This window comes from Delftia sp. ASV31 (assembly GCF_016428765.1).
Classification (GTDB): domain Bacteria; phylum Pseudomonadota; class Gammaproteobacteria; order Burkholderiales; family Burkholderiaceae_C; genus Comamonas; species Comamonas acidovorans.
The window spans coordinates 40678-59868 of record NZ_JAELTK010000026.1 but is presented as its reverse complement, the minus strand read 5'-3'; the positions used below and the strand labels follow the sequence as shown (position 1 = coordinate 59868).

Below are 19191 nucleotides of genomic sequence, written 5' to 3'. Positions count from 1 at the left end.
TGGGATGGATGCTAGTTAGCGTGCTTCAGTTGTGAAAATACCGATTCCGTATTTGCAAACGCGCGCCACGCACATGGGCGTGGCGCGGGGGAGGTTCAGCCGAACACCGGGCGCATGAAGCTGCGCTCGTAGCTCAGGATGCAGCGCGTGTCCTCCGCGTAGCGGAAGGCGGCCTGGCACTCGGGGTCCTGCATGGACTTGATGCGGTACTCCTCGTACAGCGCCATGCTGGGGAAGCTGAACATGGCCAGCGCCACATTGTTGGCGCCTTCGGACGGCAGGAAGTAGCCGTGGTGCTTGCCGCCGAATTTCTCGACCAGAGGAATCCAGGTCTTGCCGTACTCCTCGAATTCCTTGGCCTTGAACGGGTCGATGATGTAGCGCAGGTAGCAGGTGATCATGTCTGAAAAGAGAAGGGAAGCGAAGCCTAGAGTTTGAACGATGCCGTCAGGCGGGAGAGCTTCTCCGACTCCTGCTGCAGCACCTGCGTGGCGGCCGAGGACTGCTCCACCAGTGCGGCGTTCTGCTGGGTCACGCGGTCCATGTCGGTCACGGCATGGCCCACCTGCTCGATGCCGGTGCTTTGCTCGCGGCTGGCCGAGGCGATCTCGGTCACGATGCCTGTGATGTTGCGCACCGTGGTGACCACTTCGCGCATGGTCTGCCCGGCCTGGTCCACCAAGGTGGCGCCGGCATCCACACGCTCCACCGAGGCCTGGATCAGCGTCTTGATCTCGCGCGCGGCCGAGGCGCTGCGCTGCGCCAGGGTGCGCACCTCGCCCGCCACGACCGCGAAGCCGCGCCCCTGGTCGCCAGCGCGCGCAGCCTCCACGGCCGCGTTCAGCGCGAGGATGTTGGTCTGGAAGGCGATGCCGTCGATCACGCCGATGATGTCCACCACGCGGCGCGACGAGGTATTGATCTCGCCCATCGTGCTCACCACCTGGTCCACCACGGTGCCGCCGCGCTCGGCCACCGCGCAGGCGCCCGAGGCGATCTGGCTTGCCTGCTGCGCGTTTTCCGCGTTCTGGTGCACGGTGGCGGTCAACTGCTCCATGGACGCCGCCGTTTCCTCCAGCGAGCTGGCCTGCTGCTCCGTGCGCTGCGACAGGTCCAGGCTGCCCGTGGCGATCTCGCCGGCCGAGCGGTGGATGATGCCCGCCGTGTCATGGATGCGCGTCACCAGTTGGCGCAGCTGCTCGCTCATGCGCTGCACCGCCGCGATCACGCTGCCTTCCGGTGCGTGCGATGTCCCCTCCAGCCCGGTTTGCGACAGATCCCCGGCGGCGATGCGGTTGGCGATCGCTGCTGCTACGGCCGGCTCTCCGCCGATGGCCTGGAGCACGCTGCGCGTGACCATCCAGGCAATCAACGACAGCAGTGCGCCCAGCACCGCCAGCGCCGCCACCGACTTGATGATGGTGGCGATGAAGGCCTGCTGGATGTCGTCCACATAGTCACCCGCGATCAGGTCCCAGTTCCAGGAGGTGGATCGCTTGGCATAGGCCAGCTTCTCGCTGGGCTCCTTCGCGCCGGGACGGGGCCACCAGTAGGTGAGGTAGCCGTTGCCCTGGGCAGAAGCGCCCACGGCGGCAATGTTGCGGTAGAGGTAGCTGCCCTTGGCGTCCTGGAAGCCGGCCATGTTCTTGCCATTGATGCCCGGGCTTGCGGGGTTGTTCAGCACCACGGAATCCGTCGTGATGCTGGTGATGTAGCCCGCACCACCGGCATAGCGCAGCTGCCCCACGCGGGCAATGGCCGTGGCCTTGGCGTCTTCTTCAGGCAGCTTGCCGGCCTTGGCCTCTGCCGCAATGGCGGCAATCAGGCTGTCTGCCGAATCGACAAAGTCCCGCAGCGCCTGCTGCCGGGCCTCATAGGCCTTGCTGCGTGCCTGGTAGGCGTTGAACAGGGTCAGCGCAAGCAGCGCCAGCAGGCAGAAAACCAGCGGAGCCAGCAGTTTCTGGCGAAGGGACAGGGCAGGCATGGAAGCGGGTTCGAAGAAGAGGCAGGGACGCCGTGAATGCTACATAAACTTCTTCTTTGGTTTCATGTGTTTACAAATTTTTCCGCGCTCGCACAGTGCCGGCGCGGCCCCGTTTCTGCCGAACCTGTCCTGCCGCTGCCAACCACGGCACCAGCGCGTGCACCGCGCCGCCAGGTTTCCGGTCCTGCCATCACAAGGGAGAATCAACCCATGCAAGAAACTCCGCCCCCCGCCGCCCAGCCCCGCAATCCGCTGCACGGCGTCACGCTCGAAGCCATCGTCCGTGCCCTGGAGGCCCGCTATGGCTGGCCTGCCCTGGCACGGCAGGTTCCGGTGCGCTGCTTCACGCTGGACCCCAGCGTCAGCTCCAGCCTCAAATTCCTGCGCAAGACGCCCTGGGCGCGCGAGAAGGTGGAAGCGCTCTATCTGGACATGCTGCGCAAGGACAGGCGCAGGCCCGCTTCCACAGACTGAAGGCGCAAGCCGGATGCCACCGGACAAGATGTCCAGTGCGCAGGCACAGGCTGTGCCTATCATCGGCACCGTCTCCGATCCCGCAACCCTTTCAGACACCACCATGACCCAGAGCCAGAACCCTGTCGCCGTGATTGCCTCCGCCATGAAGACGCACGGCATCGTGCCTGCGGATTTCGACATCGCCTCCATCGAGGACGAGTACGCCTTGATGGCGGCACTGCGCCAGCACACCAAGGCCGCCCAGGTCAAATTGTTCGATGGCGGCATTGGCGAAGACAACGAGGCCGACGAAGACTACGTGGCCCTGCTCAAGCGCTTCGCCAAGGCTTGCGGTGGCGCCATCGGCTATGAGGGCATCGAATCCGGCATGGAGGGCGACACCGTCACGCTGCGCTTCCAATCGGGCGGCCAGGAGCACAGCTGGTCCTTCGAGCAGGACGGTGACCGCGTCAGCGAGGAGTTCCTGGACTTCATCATTGACCACTCCAAGTCCTGCACGGCGGGGGAGTTCATCAATCTGCTGGACGAGAACTCGCTGCTGACAGGCTTTGTGCCCAAGGACATCTCCAGGCTGCTGTACGAGCACGACATCGTTTACTGAGTGCGGATGGCGGTGGCGGCGCACCCGCCTCGACTTCACATCACGCGCACGCCCAGCCCGCCCACCAGCTCGGCAGCCTGCTCATGCGAGATCAGGCTGCCCTTGAAATGCTGGCTGAGCGAGGCAATCGTCAAGCCGCGCAAGTCCGCCGAGCGCAGGTCCGCGCCATCGAACCGGGCATTCTTGAGATGGGCATCGCGCAGGCTTGCCTTGTGGAAAACGGCATCGCGGAAGTCGCAGCCGGCCAGATCGGCATCGCTGAAGTTCAGGCCCTCCAGCGTTTTCTTGCGGAAGGACATGCCGCGCAGATCGGCACCAATCAGCAGGGACTCTTGAAAATCAATGCCCAGGGTTTGCGCACCGCCAAACCTGGCGCCGGTCAGCTTGACTTCAAGAAAGCGCGCTGAGGCCAGCTTGGCCAATTCCCAGTTGGTGTTGTTCAGGTCGCTCTGGCAAAACAGGGCGTCCGTCAGGTTGGCCAGCCGAAAATCGGCGCGGCCCGCCTTGCAATGCAGCCAGCGGGTGCCGGCCAGTTGGCAGCTTTCAAAGCAGGTGTCGGCAAAACTGCACTCCACAAATTGCGCGCCCTGCAAATCGAGTTGATAGAGATTCAATCCATCGAATTCGCATTGCTCGAAAACCAGGCCATGAGAGGCTTCTTGTTTCAATAGCTCCGATAGACTGTCCTGATCAAGAATCTGATTGACGATGGTTTTTGTGGAAGGCGTTGTATGCATGGTCAATATCAGGCATGGCGTATTTCAGAAAGGCTGGGCAGTGTATGGCCTTGCCGCGCCCAGGTGTGAAATGCCCTTGGGATTTTCCAAGGGCATGCATTGCACAGTTTGACGGATGAAAAAACCTGTGAGCACACGGTTTGCGGGCTGCTTCCGGCGCCGGTTCCGCCCTCCAGGAAGGGCGGAGCCGGCGTGCCCATGTCACCCGTGGCTGCTTACCGGGAGCTTGCTGGCCGGGGGCTTGCTGACCAGCTGGCGGCTTGGCGGACATGCATCTGTCGAAAAACCCTTACAGGAAGATGCCATTTGATATTACAAATTGTGTCTCGTGTGGCGAGGGCATCAGTGAATAATCTGTAGAAAAACATGGTTGGTACACCATCTGTATTTGCACCAATGCAGTTCCCTGGCAGCCTCAACGAATAATTTATTTGAAATCCAGCAAATATCTATGACCGGAATTATCCAGCAAACACTCCAAAATGATATTGATGCCTTGATCCATGATTGGATGGTCCAGGCCAGCGTGGGTGATTCCACGCTCGGAAAGAATGCTGAAAAAGAAGCGCGCGGGATTATCAACGCCATTGTGGGCGCCTTCGCCTGCGGCGCCGATCCGCAAAGGTTTTCGGACGAGGGCTGGAATCCCGCGCGGCGCCTGCTGGCCGAGCTGTCCCGCACCCGCGCCGCCCAGGGCCAGCGTGCCGGTGAAACCAGCCAGTTCATCCTGTCGCTGAAAAAGCCGCTGTTCGAGCACATCCAGCGCGGGCTGTCGGGCGATCCTGCTGCGGCCATCCAGGAAATCTGGAGGGCCACCGTGCTGGTGGACAACATGGCCCAGCACACGGTCAGCAGCTTCCAGCAGGCACGCGAGGAGATCATCATCCGCCAGCAGGAAGAGCTGCTGGAGCTGTCCACCCCCGTCGTCAAGCTGTGGGAGGGGGTGCTGGCCATTCCGCTGATCGGCACGCTGGACAGCAACCGCACCCAGGTGGTGATGGAATCCCTGCTGCAAAGCCTGGTGTCGACCGAGTCGGAGCTGGCCATCATCGACATCACCGGCGTGCCCACGGTGGACACGCTGGTGGCCCAGCACCTGCTGCGCACCGTCACGGCCATTCGCCTGATGGGCGCGGAATGCATCATCAGCGGCATCCGGCCCCAGATTGCCCAGACCATCGTGCATCTGGGCATCGACATGCGCGACATCACCACCAAGGCCACGCTGGCCGAGGCGCTCAAGCTGGCCATGGGCAAGACCGGCTGGCGCATCACCCGCCAGACACAGGAGTGAGCCATCCATGGACCGCATTCCAATCCTGCGCATGGGCGATGTGCTGCTGGTTTCCATCCAGATCGACATGCAGGACCAGACGGCGCTGGCGCTCCAGGACGACCTGGCCGAGCGCATCGCGAGCACGGGCGCCAGCGGCGTCATGATCGATATCTCGGCGCTGGAGGTGGTGGACTCCTTCGTCGGGCGCATGCTGGTGACCATCTCGGGCATTGCCCGCATCCTGTCTGCCGCCACTGTCGTGGTGGGCATGCAGCCTGCCGTTGCAATCACCCTGGTGGAGTTGGGCCTGTCCCTTGGCGGGGTCAGGACGGCGATGACCGTCGAGAGGGGAATGGCCCTTTTGCGGGCCCAGCAGTCGGGAGCCACCCTTGGAACATGATCGCAGCGGCCAAATGCCGTTACAAAACGAGCAGCAGATTGTCGCCACGCGCCAAACGGTGCGCTCGCTTTGCCAGATGCTGAAGTTCTCGCTGGTCGATCAGACGAAGATGATTACCGCTGCAAGCGAGCTGTCCCGCAATACGCTGATTCATGGAAAAGGTGGCCACATGAACTGGGCCATCATCGAAGTCAATGGAAAACAGGCCTTGCAATTGATTTTTGAAGACACAGGGCCTGGAATCAAGGATCTGAAAATGGCCATGACTGATGGCTTCACCACCGGCACGGGAATGGGCCTGGGCCTGCCGGGAAGCAAGCGGCTGGTGAATGATTTCAAGATAGAAACCGAGCTGGGCCAGGGCACACGAGTGAGTATCACCAAGTGGAAGTAATCCGGGGCTGGACCCATCGTTCATTTCCAATAGGCGATGCGAGCCGTGTGGGCGAAGTCAGGCGCCATGTGGTTGCACTGGCCTCCGACATGGGCTGGGGCGACGAGGACATGGGCCGTTCTGCGCTGGTGGCGACCGAGCTGGCCACCAACCTGGTGCGGCATGCCCGGGACGCTGAAATCTGGATAGCCGCGCGGCCGCCCATGCATGACATCGAAATCATCTGTGTCGACCGCGGCCCGGGCATCGAGGACATTGCCACCGCCATGCAGGACGGGGTGAGCACCGGCTCGGGCTCGCCGGGCACGGGCCTGGGGGCCATCTCCAGGGTGGCAGACGACTTCTTTGTCGTCTCCGAAGCCACCGGCACGGTGAGCCTGGCGCGGCTGCGCGAAGGCCGCAGGGCGCCGTCGGCACTGTCGCTGCGCATGGGCGCCGTTTGCCTGGCCGTTGCGCCCGAGACCATCAGCGGCGACGCCTGGGCGGTCAGGTCGGGCGCGGGGCTGGCCGAGGTGCTGGTGGCCGATGGCCTGGGCCATGGACCGCTGGCGGGCGAGGCGGCCCGTGCGGCGGTCGATGTCTTTGCGTCGCAGAACGGGAACGGGAACGAGAACCGGAACGTCGGTGCCGATGCCGCCATGCCGCTGGAGGAGTTCGTGGCCCAGGCCCATGCAGCGCTGCGCGGCACGCGCGGGGCGGCCCTGTTGGCGGTGCGCTTCGGCGCACAGGCCGTGCACAGCTGCGGTGCGGGAAACATCAGTGGCAGGCTTTTCAATGGCGTGGCCAGCCTTTCCCTGAGCAGCCAGCACGGCACGGCAGGTGTACAGATCTCGCGGCCCAGGGTGGCCGACTGCTCCAGCCTTGACCATGGCGTTCTGGTGCTGCACTCCGACGGCGTGTCTGCCCGCTGGAAGCATGAGGACTATGCGGGCCTGCTGGGCAGGGACCCCGGCCTGCTGGCCGCCTGCCTTCTCTGGCACAACACCCGCAGCAGGGATGACGCCACCGTGGTCGTCCTCAAGGCCGAGGAAGCGCAATGAACGAAGACGATCTCAAAGCCGAACTGGAACTGTGCCGCGCCGAGATCAGGTCCTTGCGCGAGGAGCTGGACGAGACCAATCGCGGCGTGGTCGCGCTCTACGGCGAGCTGGATGTGCAGGCCGAGAAGCTGCGCAAGGCCACCGAACTCAAGAGCCATTTCCTCTCCTACATGAGCCATGAGTTCCGCACGCCCATAGGCGCCATCCGCAGCAACGCGCGCCTGCTGCTGGACCATGTGGATGGACCGCTCACCACCGAGCAGACCCGGCAGGTCGGCTTCATCCAGGAAACCGCCGCCGAGTTTTCCGAGATGGTCAACGACCTGCTCGACCTGGCCAAGATCGAGGCGGGCCGCCTGGAAATCTCGCCGGGCTGGTTCGAGATGATGGATTTGTTTGCTGCCTTGCGCGGCATGTTCAAGGCCATGGCGGACAACGTGGAGTTGAGCCTGGTGTTCGAAGAGCCCGGTGACCTGCCGCGCTTCTACACCGACAACCGCAAGCTCTCGCAGATCCTCAGAAACTTCATCTCCAATGCGCTGAAATTCACGCCGCAGGGTGAGATCAAGGTGTCGGCAGAGCTGGTGGGGGACATGCTGGTGAAATTCTCGGTGGCGGATACCGGCATAGGCATCGCCTCGGAATTCCACGACGCGATTTTCAATGACTTCACCCAGGTCGATTCACCCATCCAGAAGCGCCTGCGGGGCACGGGCCTGGGCCTGGCCCTGTCCAAGCAACTGGCACAGCTTCTGGGGGGCTGGGTGGAAGTGCAAAGCGCCCTGGGCGAGGGCTCGACCTTCTCCGTGATCGTTCCCGCGCATCTTCCGGTCGATACCAAGGATCTGAAGGCCTGATACGGCCAAGCCGGTCTTCATCCCATCAAAAACAACAGGAACATCATGCCCAAGAACACGACTGGAATGATTCTTCCCTCATTCGACCGAAGCCTGCACACCATTCTTGTCGTTGACGACAACCCTGCCACGCGCTACTCCACGGCACGGGTCATCAGGGCGGCGGGATTCCAGACGGTCGAGGCGGAAACCGGGGAAAAGGCCATTGCCCTGTCGGAGACCGGCGTGGCCGCCGTGGTGCTGGATGTGCACTTGCCCGATATCTCGGGCTTCGACGTATGCCGCACCATCCGCGGTGCGCGGCACACCAGCCTGATTCCCGTGGTGCACCTGTCGGCCGAGTATGTGCAAAGCAACCACCAGGTGGCGGGCCTCAACGCCGGGGCCGACGCCTACATGGTGCACCCCGTGGAGCCGCAGCTGCTGATCGCCACGCTGCATGCCCTGATCCGCGCACGCCTGGCGGAAGACGGGCTGCGCCGCAGCGAGTCACGTTTTCGCGCCATCTATGACCAGGCGCCGGCGGCCATGATGCTGGTCAGCGCCGACGGCCTGATCAGCGATGCCAACTCCCAGGCGCAGGCACTGCTGCAGCGCGGCATTGACGACGTGGCGGGCAAGCCGCTGATCGGCTTTGTTCCGCAGGCCGTTCGGGAAAAAGCTGCGCAGCAATTGGCAGAAGACCCCGAAAAGTCCTGGCGCGGCGAGTTCCCCATCCTCCCGGCAGACGGGCAGGAGCGCCTGATCTCCTGGAAGTTCTCCGATCCCATCGAGCCCGGCATCCGCCTGGCCGTGGCCCAGGACCTGACGGAGTCCCTGGAGTTCGAGAGGCAGCGCCAGCAGATGCTGGAGCAGGAGCAGGCGGCGCGCGTGGCCGCAGAGCGCATCAGCCGCACCAAGGATGATTTTGTCGCCGTGCTCTCGCATGAACTGCGCACGCCGCTGTCCCTGCTCAACGGGGGCACGCATTTGCTCAAGCGCGCCAACCTCAGCGAGGCCATGCTCAAGAAAGGCATAGATGCCATCGAGAAAGGCGTGAAGGCACAAAGCCGCATCATTGCGGACATTCTGGATATCTCGCGCCTGACGACGGGAAAACTCAATCTGCACCGCGAGGAGGTCAATGTCTGCTCATTGGCCGTGCAAAGCCTGGAGCCGTTGCGCGACAACGCCGCCGACAAGAACATCACCCTGCAGTTCGAGGCGCCGTCCGATGACATCATGGCGTGGATCGATGTCACGCGATTCCAGCAAATCCTGTGGAACCTGGTCTCCAACGCCATCAAGTTCTCCAATGCGCGCAGCGTGGTGAAGGTGGGCCTTGAAATCAGGGACGAAAGCCTGGTGATGAGCGTGGCGGACGAGGGCGTGGGCATCGCGCCTGAATTTCTTCCGCATGTCTTCGAGCGCTTCTCGCAGGCCTCCGCCCCCGCCACCCGTGGGCATTCCGGCCTGGGATTGGGGCTGTCCATCGTCAAGCACCTGGTGGAGCTGCATGGGGGCACCGTGCGTGCCCACAGCGAAGGCGTGGGCCGTGGCGTCACCATGCGGGTGGAGATTCCGCTGCACGAGGCGAGCGCCTCCCAGGCCGACCCGATGAATGCGCATCTTGAAAATGGCGAATCCCTGGAAGGCAAGGACATCGTCATCGTTGAAGACAATGCGGACACCAGCGAAATGCTGAAAGTGGTGCTGACCGACCAGGGCGCCACCGTCAGGAGCGCCGAGAACTTCGACCAGGCCATGGCCCTGGTCCAGGCGCAGTGGCCCAGCCTCATCGTCAGCGACATAGGGCTGCCGGGAAAGGACGGGTTCCAGCTGGTCAAGGCCCTGCGCGAAGCGGAGGCCGCGCACTTTGGCGGAACAAGACAGGTGAAGATCGTGGCGCTTAGCGCCTTTGCCCGGGAGCAGGACCGCACCCAGGCGCTGCAGGCGGGCTTTGACCACTATCTGGAAAAGCCGCTGCAGCCGCACCTCCTCATCCGGGTGCTGCTGGGGCAGGGCTGATCGTCTGGCCCAGCGCCTGGGCCAGGAACTCGGCCGTGACGCGCACCCTTGTCGTGCGCTGCAGATCGGGGTGCATGACCTGCCAGACCTCGTAGTCGTCCGAGCGCTGGCGCTGGGGCCAGATGCGCAGCAGGCCTTCGCGCTCGCCCATGCTCACGGGCATTTCGCCCAGGCCGATGCCGGCCGCCACGGCCTTGCGCACCAGCAGGCTGGAGTTGGCAGCCATGGCAATCCGGGCCTGGCGCGCGGGCACATCGACCATGGTGGGAACGGGCCGCTGTTCCAGAAAGGGGCCATAGACCACGAGGTGGTGGCCGCGCAACTCGTCCTCTGCCGACGGCTGGCCAAAGCGCGCCACGTAGGCAGCGCTCGCAAACAGTCCCACGGGCCAGGCGACCACGCGGCGCACCACCAGCTCGGGTGCCTCGGGGCGAACGTTGCGAAACGCGATATCGGCCTGGCGGCGGCCCAGGTTCAGCATGTGCGTGGACACCTCCAGATCCACGCGGATGCCGGGCCAGCGCTGCTGCAGGCGCTCTATGGCGGGCAGCAGGAATTCGGTGGCGATCGAGTCGGTGCTGGTCACGCGCACCAGGCCGGCCGGGCTGTCGTCCAGCCCCTCGATGCGCGTGCGCAGGTCCAGCGCCGCGCCTTCCATGCGCCGCGCGGCGCCCAGCGCGGCCTCGCCGGCGGCGGTGAGCAGGTAGCCATCCCTGGCGCGCAAAAACAGCTTGCTGCCCAGCTCGGCCTCCAGCGCGTTCAGGCGCCGGCCCACGGTGGCCTGGTCCACGCCCAGGCTGCGCGCGGCGGCGCGCAGGGAGGGCGTGCGCGTCAGCGCGAGGAAGATGCGGGTGTCATCCCAGTTCATGGTGGTTTTGGTGATGCAGATTTGCAGCACTGTAGAGCGAAATCGCTGCGTTTGAGCGGCTTGGAGCGGTCGTAAGCTTTGGGTATCGGACCTTCAACCCTTTTTTGAATACTCATTGCGCAATGAAAGACAGCACAAGCATGCAAGCCATTGTTTTCGACGACTTCGGCGGCCCCGAAGTGCTCGTGGCCCGCGACGTGGCCCGGCCCGAAGTCCGGCCCCATGACCTTCTGGTGCGCAACGCCGCGATTGGCGTGAACCGGGCCGATGTATCCCACCGCAAGGGCGCCTATGGCCGCGCCCACTTTGGCGAATCCGACCTCATGGGCCTGGAGATCGCCGGCACCGTGGTGGAGGTGGGCGCGCAGGTGCAGGGCTTTGCCGTGGGCGACCGCGTCATGGGCATCGTGGGCGGCGGCGCCTATGCCGAGCTGTCGCGTATCGACCACCGCATGGCCATGCATGTGCCCGAGAGCCTGTCGCTGACCGACGCCGGCGCGGTGGCCGAAGTCTTCGTCACCGCGCATGAGGCGCTGTTCCACCTGGCCAGCCTGCAGCCCGGCGAATCGGTGCTGATCCACGCGGCGGGCAGCGGCGTGGGCTCGGCGGCCGTGCAACTGGCGCATGCGGCCGGCGCGCGCGTGTTTGCCACGGCCAGCGGCGACAAGCGGGACGCCGTCACGGGCCTTGGCGCCGATGTGTTCATCGACTACCGCAGCGAAGACTTCCAGGCCGTGGTGGCCGACAGGACGGGCGGCAAGGGCGTGGATGTGGTGGTCGATTTCATTGGCGCCCCCTACCTGGAGCGCAATATGCGTTCGCTGGGCATGGGCGGGCGCATGGTCTGCGTGGGCCTGCTGGGCGGCGCGCTGGCGGCGGCCGTGCCCATGGATGTGCTGCTGTACAAGCACCTGCGGATCTTCGGGACGGTGATGAAGTCGCGCCCGCCCGAAGTCAAGCAGGCCATGGTCCAGCGCTTCGCCCAGCGCTGGCTGCCCGCGCTGGCGGCCGGCACCATCCGCCCGGTGATCGACAGCACCTACCCGCTGGCCGAGGCCGCGCAGGCGCACCGGCGCATGGAATCGGGCCAGAGCGTGGGCAAGCTGCTGCTGATCCCCGAGCAGACCGGACAGTAAGGCGCCTGCCCGGGGCGCGCACCCCCTGGGCAGGAATCCTCAAGTTCTGCAATATTCCAAGTCTCCGGATGCGCGCGGCCCTGCGCGCATCCAGTCTCTCAACCAGGAGCGATGACCACGGCCGCCCTCCCGCGCCGACATCGAGCCGCCTCTCCAGGAGATATCCATGATTGTTGAAATTGCCGAGCTGAGGGTCGATCCCGCCAGACACGAGGAATTCGGCCAGGCCCTGACCCAGGCCGTGGCCGACGTGCTGTCCAAGGCCGGTGGATACCGTGGGCACAGCATTCTTGCCTGCATGGAAACGCCCGGCCGCTACGTGCTGCAGGTGAACTGGGAGACCCTGGAAGACCACACCGTGGGCTTTCGCGAGTCACCCGCCTTCGCGCAGTGGCGCGCCATCATCGGCCCGTACTTTGCGCAGGCACCGCATGTGGAACATTTCGTGGTGAAGGATGCGCGGGCGAACTGAGCCTGGCGTCTGCGGCCGCGCCGCCTGCCCGTCTTGGGCGTGGCGGGCGTGGCAGGCGCTGGGGGAGGGCTTGCGTTGGCTTGCGCAGCGCACCTGGCTCGTGCGAGCAAGGGCTGCGCACGCACTCAGCCCAGCTTGTGCCGTGTCCTGAGCAGTCCCACACCCAGCGCGATGAAGGTGCCGCCCACGATGCGGTTGAACAGCTTGGCGTGTGCCACCAGGTGGCCCTTGATCAGGGAGATGAGCAGCACGTAGCAGGCGTGCGAGATCAGGGCGCAGACCGCGAAGGTGGTGGTCAGCACCAGGTACTGCGTGAGCAGCGGCTCGCCCGGGACGACAAACTGGGGAAACAGCGCCGAGAAGAACAGGATGGCCTTGGGATTGGTCAGCGACACGCCCATGCCCTGGGCCACCAGTTGCCAGTTCCTGCGCTCGCGCCGCTGGGTGGGGGCCAGGCCCGCATCGCTGCCCAGCAAGCCGTCCTTGCTGCGCCAGCGCTTGACGCCCAGCCAGATCAGGTACATGGCGCCCGCCACCTTCATGACCAGAAATGCATGGGCCGACATGGCGAGGATGGTCCCCATGCCGATCATCGCCAGCCCGGACACCACAAAGATGCCGACCGAGCTGCCCAGCGAGCTCAGTGCCGTTCGCCTTGCGCCCACGTCCACCGAGTTGGAGATGGCCAGCAACACGGCGGGGCCGGGGGTGAAGCACATCAGCAGCGAGACGCCGCAGAAAACAAGCCAGTGGGCGATGGTCATGATCGGGGGGAGGTCGGTGGGGGAAGACAGCCAACATTCTCGTGCAATTGGGGGGTCTTCGCGGCCTTGGCATTGCCAATGGCACCGGCCCGTGCAAACAGCTGCATGGCCCAGCCCGCGCAGGCCGCCGCACAGGCCCAGACCAGCCCCCAGCCCTGGGCCGACAGCAGATGCGGTATGGCCAGGGGCACCAGAAAGCAGACCGCGAACACGGAGGTATTGGCCATGCCCAGCGCCGTGCCCGCGCGGGCCGCACCGGCCAGCCCGGCCAGCTGCGTGTAGGCCACGCCATGCCAGGCGGACACGCAGATGCCGCAGATGCCCAGCATCACCATGAGAGCCACACCCATCGCAGCAGACCCGGCCGGGTGGCCGGCCCAGCTCAGGACCGCAAGGCCCGCGAACAGCGCCAGGGTGAGCTGGCAGCAGGCGCGCAGAAAGGCAGGCCTGTTCCGGTGCCTGTCGGTCCAGCGGCCGCTCCAGATCCGCAAGGCCATGGAAGCCAGTTGCACGACCGACATGAGGGCCGCTGCCGCGCCCAGCCCCAACTGGGCATGGTCATGCAGGAACACCGTACCGAAGGACAGCACGGCGAACTGCGGGGCGCACAGGATGCCGATGCCGGCGGCCATGCGCCAGGCCTGCAGATCGCTCAATGGGCCGGGTGTGGGGGTTGCGGCGCGGTCCGGCGCAGCGGCCTTGCCTCGAAGCGGGGACTGCGGCGGCTCCTGAATCCACAGCGCGGCGAATGCGGCAGCCCCAAGGCACAGCGCAGCCAGCACGCCATAGACGGCGGCAAAGCCTGCATGCGTGGCCAGGCCGGTCAGCAAGGGCGCGCCGATGGCGCCACCCAGCGGCACGGCGGTCTGGCGGATGCTCATGGCCAGGCCGCGCTCGCCTTCGGCAAACCAGCCCATGACTGCCCGGCCGCTGGCGCCGTTCACGCTGCCGCCCAGCAGTCCCACCAGCACCAGGCCGCCAGCCAGCAAGCCAAACGGCGGGATATGGGCCGGCGACGGCGAAGCCCATAGCGCCATGCCCGCCAGGGCCACGGCCGTGCCGCACAGGCCGAGCAGCAGCACAGGCCGGTCGCCCCAGCGGTCCGTCAGCAATCCCCAGGGCAATTCACTGAGCGCAATGCCCAGGCCCATCAGCCCCAGCGCCAGGCCCAGCGTCCGGGTGTCCAGCTGGTAGCCCGAACGCATGAGGATGGCCGTCATGGGAATCCCGCTGAAAGCCACGGAAAACGCGGCATTGGCGATGACGCCTGCCGCCAGCACCTTCCATCGGTGGCGGGGCGGGCAGGGCAAGGGCAGGAGGGGGCCCGGATCGGCGCCAGGTGCAGGAGAAGAGGAGGTCATGGGCGGCAGTATGTTGGGCCTTAACCATCCTGAAAATCACATAATTTCGTATCTACAATCCATTTTTTCAGCACGATCGGGAGCTTGGCAATGACACGCGTTCTCTATGACCTGGATGTGCTGCGCACTTTTTGCACCGGCGTCGAACTGGGCAGCTTTGCCCGGGCGGCGGACCGGCTGGGCCGCTCCACATCGGCCGTCAGTGCCCAGCTCAAAAAGCTGGAGTCCCAATGCGGCACGCCCTTGCTGCGCAAGTCCGGCCGGGGGCTGGTGCTGACGGAGGCGGGGGAAACCTTGCGCGGCTACGCGCTGCGCCTGCTGGAACTCAACGACCGCGCCGTGGCGGCCGTGCGCGGCAGCGAGCTGCGCGGCCTGGTGCGCCTGGGCCTGCAGGAAGACCTGGGCGAAAGCGTGCTGCCCCATGTGCTGGGGCAGTTCGCACGTGCCCACCCGCACGTGCGCATCGAGGCCAGCGTGGCCCGCAGCGATGAACTGCGCGAACGCATGGCCCTGGGCCAGTTCGACCTGGCGCTGCTCTGGGATGTGGGCATGAACCATGCCTGCGTGCATGGCGAGCACATCATGCGGCTGCCGCTTCAGTGGATTGGCCCGGCATCGCTGGATGCGGCCGAGGCCGGCTGGGCGCGCGGCCTCAACGGCGGGGCGCAGGGCGATGAGGCGCTGCCCCTGGCCATGCTTGAGGCGCCTTGCCCCCTGCGGGACATCGTGACGGCCGCCCTGGACAAAAAGGGCCTGGCCTGGCGGCACGCCTTCAACAGCGCCAGCCTGACCGCCGTCTGGGCCGCCACGGCGGCCGGCCTGGGCCTGTCCGTGCGCACGCCGTTCGGTCTGCCCGCCCACGTCAGGCCGCTGGATGCGCAGGCCCTTGGCCTGCCGGCCCTGCCGTCCATGGACCTGATCCTGGGCCGCGCCGCGCTGGATGCCCCGGAGCCCGTGGACCGCCTTGCGCGCATCCTGGTCGATGCAGTGCGCGAGCATGTGCGCAGGCAGGAAATCGCAATTTGAATTTATTTCTTCGTGATCAGGCCACTGAAATACTCATTCAGGTCACGAAAATCCTTCACCGTCCAGGCATGGGGCGGTACTTTCACGCCGTTTTCCCGCAAGGTCCGGGGAATCAAATCTCCATTCGGGCGAAGAATGACGGACGAGACAATCACGCCCGGATAATCATGCAGCCTTTTTCTGAAGGCGGCGGTCGTCAGGTCGGGCGTGGGAGGGTTGCTCTTGTTGGCCAGCGGGCCCGTGCCCCTGGCGTCTGCACCGTGGCACATGGCGCATCTCGATGAATAGAGCTGCTTCCCATTGCTGTTGTCCGCAAAGGAGGGCGATGCCTGAATGACCAACGATATTGCCAATGACGCGGCGAAGAGTATTTTCATTTGCTCGTGGATTTTTTGTATGAATCTGATCCGCCGCGATCATATTGCCTTCCACGGCCACCCTGGACGCTTGCCTGGCTGCCAGCCACGCGCCCACGAAAAAGCCCTGCAGTGCAGGGCTTGTGAATGAGGCGAGAGGGCGCGCCTGGCTTACTTCTTCGCGTATTCGAACTTGGGCAGCGCCTTCAGCGCGTCCTTGGTGGCGCCGGGCAGGGTGATCTTGTTGTTTTCCACGCGGAACTGGTTCACGGGAATGGCCACGTCATGCTTGCCCATGCCCAGGAAGCCGCCTGCGCCGATGATGGCGTACGACACGGCCTTGTCGGGTGCGACGATCACATCGTCGATCTTGCCCACGGCCTTGCCTTCCTCGTTGTAGACGCTCTTGCCCAGCACGGACTTCTTCAGGCTCCAGCCCGTTGCCACGGCCTGGACTTCAGTGGCCGCCACGCCCAGCGTGGTGGTGCCCGCCACGGGCTGGGCCCAGCTGGTGGAGGCTGCACCTGCGATCAGTGCGGCAGCGATCAAACCCATCTTCAGCGTCTTGTGACCTGTCATAGAGAACTCCTGGAAAACAAAATTTGAAGCCCTCATTAGGAGCGCTGCGCAAGCGCACGGAGATCGGAAAAGCAAGCAAAGGCCTGTCAGCCAATCGAGCGGCGCGGCGAGGAGCTTGCCTACAAGCTCCCGCAACCGTGCGCTGGCGGGTGCAGGCCCCCAATCAGATGGCGCTCAGATGCTCATACAGAATCACCGAGCCGATGCCGATCAGCAGCACACCGCCAACGGCCTCCGCCCAGCGGCCCGCAATGCTGCCCAGCAGGCGGCCGACCATGACGCCCAGGGTCACCATGGCGAAGGTGGCAAAGCCGATGGACAGGGCCACGGTGGTGATGCTCACATCCAGGAAGGCCAGGCCCACGCCCACGGCCATGGCGTCGATGCTGGTGGCGAATCCGGTGGCCACCAGCAGCCAGAAGCCGTGCCGGGCGGGCTTGGCCTCTTCTTCGCCGTCGGCGGCCTTGAGGGCGCCCAGCAGCATGCGGCCGCCCAGCACCAGCAGCAGCACGAAGGCAATCCAGTGGTCCCATGCCTTGACATAGTCGGAAGCCGCATAGCCCAGCGCCCAGCCGGCCAGCGGCGTCAGGGCTTCGATGACGCCGAAGATGGCGCCTGTGCGCAGGGCTTCGGACCAGCGGGGTTTGAGCAGGGCGGAGCCCTTGCCCACGGCAGCGGCAAAGGCGTCGGTGGACATGGCAAAGGCCAGGAGCAGAATGGATGCGGCGTTCATCTGGGAGGGGTTCTTCACGGCCGGGCAAGCGCACAACGGCACTTCACCGCCGCCCGACCTTGTGACCTGTGTCGCGGTGAAATGCCGATGGTCTCGCCAACCGAAGAACGGATGCCTGCACCACAGCATGCAGGATGCCGAGTGTGTTGACGCAGGCGCTTGCAGGTTGCAAGCAGGCTACTCCCCAAGGGATGCGCGATTCTAGGAGCGCGGGGCGTGATCGGGGCCTATGCCCCCATCGGCATGCGGCTCTCTGGAAATGATTCGTATCTTCGTGGCTGCCGCTATTTTCCGTTGGCGTACCGGTTGCGCTCTTCAACGAATTTCCTGATTTCCGACGCTTCAATGGGCCTGCTGAAATAGTAGCCCTGTATTTCATCGAAACCCAGGGAAACCAGTAAATCAAAGACTTCGGCGCTGTCAACGCCCTCTGCCACCAGGCGATAGCCAAGATCCGAGGCCATGGTCATGATGGATTTCAATACGGACAGGGCCCGGTCATTGGTATCGATGTCGCAGACCATGGACCGGTCTATCTTCAATATCTCGGCAGGCAGATTCTTGAGTGATGCAAGATTGGAATATGCGGCGCCAAAATCATCCAGTGCAACCTTTATGCCGAGTTTTCTGATGTCTTGAAGCGCCTGAACCGTGCCCTGGCCTGTCAGCACATCGCTTTCTGTGCACTCGATCACGATGTTTTTCAGCGGAACGCCGTGCTGGTTGCACATGGCGTTCAGGTAGTCCGGAAAATCGACCTCATCCAGATTGCGCGGGGAGATGTTGATGGAGACCTGAAGATCGAGTTTCTCGGCTTTCCAGGCCGCCACCTGCGCCAGCGCCGTTTTGATCACGAACCGTGTCAGGCTGTGGATCAACGGCGTGGCTTCAACCAGGGGGATGAATTCGCTGGGCGGGATTTCTCCCATTTGAGGATGCTTCCAGCGTATGAGCGCCTCCAGCCCCTTGCAGCTGAAACTGTGGTTGTCGAATTTGGGCTGGTACACCAGCCGCAGCTGCCCATTGCCCAGCGCATGTCCGAAGTCCCGCAGGAGCCGATAGGATCGTTGCTGGAGACTGTCCTCATTCTCCTCATAGCGGTGAAATGATCGTGCGTTGTATCCGGCCTGCTGCACGCACACCATCGCCTTGCGGATGACATCGTCCACCTCGTCCTGGTTCAGGTAGAACCGCACCACGCCTGCCCTGGGTTGAAGTTCGAACCGCAGATCGGCGCTGGTGATAGGTTTTTGCAGGTATTCCAGCAATTGGTTGGCCAATGCCTCCTCATCTTCTTGCCTGCCTGCGCTGATCACCCAGGCAAACCTGGCCAGGCCCACGTGGTAGACGGTTGCGTGCGGCCCCGTCATGTCCGTGACTGCCTTGGCAATGTCGCGCATGAGCTGCTCGACATAGCTCAAGCCCAGCGCATTGCTCATTTCCAGCAGGCTGGCGTGGTTGAGCACCTCCATCAATACCAGGCCGCGTGCCGATCCCGGGGCCAGAATGCAAAGGCTCTTCAGGTCCAGCTTGAGTTGCGTGCGATTTGGCAGGCCCGTGACTTCGTTTGTTTTTCCAATTCTGTGATGGTAGTGAAGTTGAGCCTGAACGATGGCGGCCATGGCTTGCAGTTGCTGGCTTTGCTCTTCGGAGAATGTCCTGGGCTGAGTATCGATGATGCACAGGCTGCCGATGGCGTGGCCGGATTCCATTATCAAAGGCACACCTGCATAGAACCTGATATTGGGCTTGTGGGTGACCAGGGGATTTTCTGAAAATCTGCTGTCCAGGTGCGTATCGGGAATCACCATGATTCCTTCGTTTCTGATGGTGTGGTCACAGAAGGCATCCGTGCGCAGGCTGCCATCCATATCCACACCCACAGGTGCCTTGAACCATTGCCTGTGCTCGTCCAGAACCGTGATGATGGCAATCGGAGCCATGAACATGCGGCTGGTGAGCTCGGTGATGCGCTGAAATTCCTTTCTGGCATTCAGGTCCAGGATTTCAGCGGTCTGCAGTCCGAGCAGTTGCTCTTTCTCGGATTCGGTAGTCCAACGGGTAAGCATCGATTTCCTGCCTCAGTGAACCCAAACTATAAAACTGCCGCGCCTTTGGGGTCA

General features: G+C 64.1%; 21 protein-coding genes and 1 riboswitch. Of the genes, 11 read left to right on the top strand and 10 right to left on the bottom strand.

Annotated features, from left to right (window positions below; all coding sequences use genetic code 11):
- Nucleotides 1-95: 95 nt before the first annotated feature.
- Nucleotides 96-401 carry an NIPSNAP family protein gene (locus JHD82_RS11910; protein WP_012206218.1) on the bottom strand — a complete coding sequence of 102 codons (306 nt, stop codon included), beginning with the start codon at nt 399-401 and terminating at the stop codon, nt 96-98.
- Nucleotides 402-427: 26 nt separating this feature from the next.
- Nucleotides 428-1984 carry a methyl-accepting chemotaxis protein gene (locus JHD82_RS11905; protein WP_012206217.1) on the bottom strand — a complete coding sequence of 519 codons (1557 nt, stop codon included), beginning with the start codon at nt 1982-1984 and terminating at the stop codon, nt 428-430.
- Nucleotides 1985-2194: 210 nt separating this feature from the next.
- Between JHD82_RS11905 and JHD82_RS11900 the strand changes: the two genes are divergently transcribed.
- Both JHD82_RS11900 and JHD82_RS11895 read left to right on the top strand, forming a co-directional pair.
- A complete protein-coding gene (locus JHD82_RS11900) occupies nt 2195-2458 on the top strand; it encodes a VF530 family DNA-binding protein (RefSeq protein ID WP_013801851.1) in 264 nt (87 codons plus the stop codon).
- 103 nt (nt 2459-2561) lie between these two features.
- Entirely contained in the window at nt 2562-3062 is a 501-nt protein-coding gene (locus JHD82_RS11895; RefSeq protein WP_143290011.1) for a hypothetical protein, read from the top strand.
- Nucleotides 3063-3097: 35 nt separating this feature from the next.
- Here JHD82_RS11895 and JHD82_RS11890 read toward each other — a convergent pair whose 3' ends face one another.
- A complete protein-coding gene (locus tag JHD82_RS11890; protein ID WP_199136626.1) occupies nt 3098-3799 on the bottom strand; it encodes a pentapeptide repeat-containing protein in 702 nt (233 codons plus the stop codon).
- A 451-nt stretch (nt 3800-4250) separates the two neighbouring features.
- Between JHD82_RS11890 and JHD82_RS11885 the strand changes: the two genes are divergently transcribed.
- Genes JHD82_RS11885 through JHD82_RS11860 form a run of 6 tightly spaced genes read left to right on the top strand, consistent with a single transcriptional unit; the run spans nt 4251 to nt 9773 of the window.
- Entirely contained in the window at nt 4251-5093 is an 843-nt protein-coding gene (locus JHD82_RS11885; protein WP_199136624.1) for an STAS domain-containing protein, read from the top strand.
- Between the two features lie 7 nt (nt 5094-5100).
- Nucleotides 5101-5475 (top strand): STAS domain-containing protein, encoded by a 375-nt coding sequence (locus JHD82_RS11880; protein WP_012206213.1) that lies wholly within the window; start codon nt 5101-5103, stop codon nt 5473-5475.
- Nucleotides 5465-5869, top strand: coding sequence for an anti-sigma regulatory factor (locus JHD82_RS11875; protein ID WP_080736943.1), 405 nt, complete (start codon nt 5465-5467; stop codon nt 5867-5869). Before JHD82_RS11880 ends, JHD82_RS11875 begins: the two co-directional genes overlap by 11 nt.
- Nucleotides 5860-6909, top strand: coding sequence for an ATP-binding protein (locus tag JHD82_RS11870; protein ID WP_199136622.1), 1050 nt, complete (start codon nt 5860-5862; stop codon nt 6907-6909). The genes JHD82_RS11875 and JHD82_RS11870 overlap by 10 nt, the downstream gene beginning before the upstream one ends.
- Nucleotides 6906-7766: a sensor histidine kinase KdpD gene (locus JHD82_RS11865; protein ID WP_012206210.1), complete on the top strand. Its 861-nt coding sequence runs from the start codon at nt 6906-6908 to the stop codon at nt 7764-7766. The genes JHD82_RS11870 and JHD82_RS11865 overlap by 4 nt, the downstream gene beginning before the upstream one ends.
- Nucleotides 7767-7811: 45 nt before the next feature.
- Nucleotides 7812-9773 carry a response regulator gene (locus JHD82_RS11860; protein WP_199136620.1) on the top strand — a complete coding sequence of 654 codons (1962 nt, stop codon included), beginning with the start codon at nt 7812-7814 and terminating at the stop codon, nt 9771-9773.
- On the opposite strand, the gene JHD82_RS11855 is transcribed toward JHD82_RS11860, so the two are convergent.
- Entirely contained in the window at nt 9745-10641 is an 897-nt protein-coding gene (locus JHD82_RS11855; protein ID WP_013801859.1) for a LysR family transcriptional regulator, read from the bottom strand. The two genes, JHD82_RS11860 and JHD82_RS11855, sit on opposite strands and share 29 nt — an antisense overlap.
- Nucleotides 10642-10781: 140 nt before the next feature.
- Here JHD82_RS11855 and JHD82_RS11850 point away from each other — a divergent pair, with 140 nt between their 5' ends.
- Nucleotides 10782-11777: an NAD(P)H-quinone oxidoreductase gene (locus tag JHD82_RS11850; protein WP_199136618.1), complete on the top strand. Its 996-nt coding sequence runs from the start codon at nt 10782-10784 to the stop codon at nt 11775-11777.
- 166 nt (nt 11778-11943) lie between these two features.
- Nucleotides 11944-12249, top strand: coding sequence for an antibiotic biosynthesis monooxygenase (locus tag JHD82_RS11845; protein WP_034395763.1), 306 nt, complete (start codon nt 11944-11946; stop codon nt 12247-12249).
- 125 nt (nt 12250-12374) lie between these two features.
- Here the strand turns inward: JHD82_RS11845 and JHD82_RS11840 are convergent, their stop codons facing one another.
- Both JHD82_RS11840 and JHD82_RS11835 read right to left on the bottom strand, forming a co-directional pair.
- The gene (locus tag JHD82_RS11840; RefSeq protein ID WP_063325639.1) at nt 12375-13013 is read right to left on the bottom strand and encodes a LysE family translocator; all 639 of its coding nucleotides are present in this window, start codon (nt 13011-13013) and stop codon (nt 12375-12377) included.
- The gene (locus JHD82_RS11835) at nt 13010-14374 is read right to left on the bottom strand and encodes an MFS transporter (RefSeq protein WP_199136616.1); all 1365 of its coding nucleotides are present in this window, start codon (nt 14372-14374) and stop codon (nt 13010-13012) included. The genes JHD82_RS11840 and JHD82_RS11835 overlap by 4 nt, the downstream gene beginning before the upstream one ends.
- A 90-nt stretch (nt 14375-14464) precedes the next feature.
- On the opposite strand from JHD82_RS11835, the gene JHD82_RS11830 reads away from it, so the two are divergent.
- Nucleotides 14465-15400 carry a LysR family transcriptional regulator gene (locus tag JHD82_RS11830; protein WP_012206203.1) on the top strand — a complete coding sequence of 312 codons (936 nt, stop codon included), beginning with the start codon at nt 14465-14467 and terminating at the stop codon, nt 15398-15400.
- A 2-nt stretch (nt 15401-15402) separates the two neighbouring features.
- On the opposite strand, the gene JHD82_RS11825 is transcribed toward JHD82_RS11830, so the two are convergent.
- The 4 genes from JHD82_RS11825 to JHD82_RS11810 form a co-directional block, all read right to left on the bottom strand.
- On the bottom strand, nt 15403-15777 hold the full coding sequence (locus JHD82_RS11825) for a cytochrome c (RefSeq protein WP_199136614.1): 375 nt from the start codon (nt 15775-15777) through the stop codon (nt 15403-15405).
- Between the two features lie 150 nt (nt 15778-15927).
- Entirely contained in the window at nt 15928-16335 is a 408-nt protein-coding gene (locus tag JHD82_RS11820; RefSeq protein ID WP_034395775.1) for a PRC-barrel domain-containing protein, read from the bottom strand.
- A gap of 163 nt (nt 16336-16498) precedes the next feature.
- A complete protein-coding gene (mntP, locus tag JHD82_RS11815) occupies nt 16499-17068 on the bottom strand; it encodes a manganese efflux pump MntP (RefSeq protein WP_199136612.1) in 570 nt (189 codons plus the stop codon).
- A gap of 17 nt (nt 17069-17085) precedes the next feature.
- A riboswitch (yybP-ykoY riboswitch) is annotated at nt 17086-17259 on the bottom strand.
- Between the two features lie 93 nt (nt 17260-17352).
- Entirely contained in the window at nt 17353-19137 is a 1785-nt protein-coding gene (locus JHD82_RS11810) for a bifunctional diguanylate cyclase/phosphodiesterase (RefSeq protein WP_199136610.1), read from the bottom strand.
- Between the last annotated feature and the right edge of the window lie 54 nt (nt 19138-19191).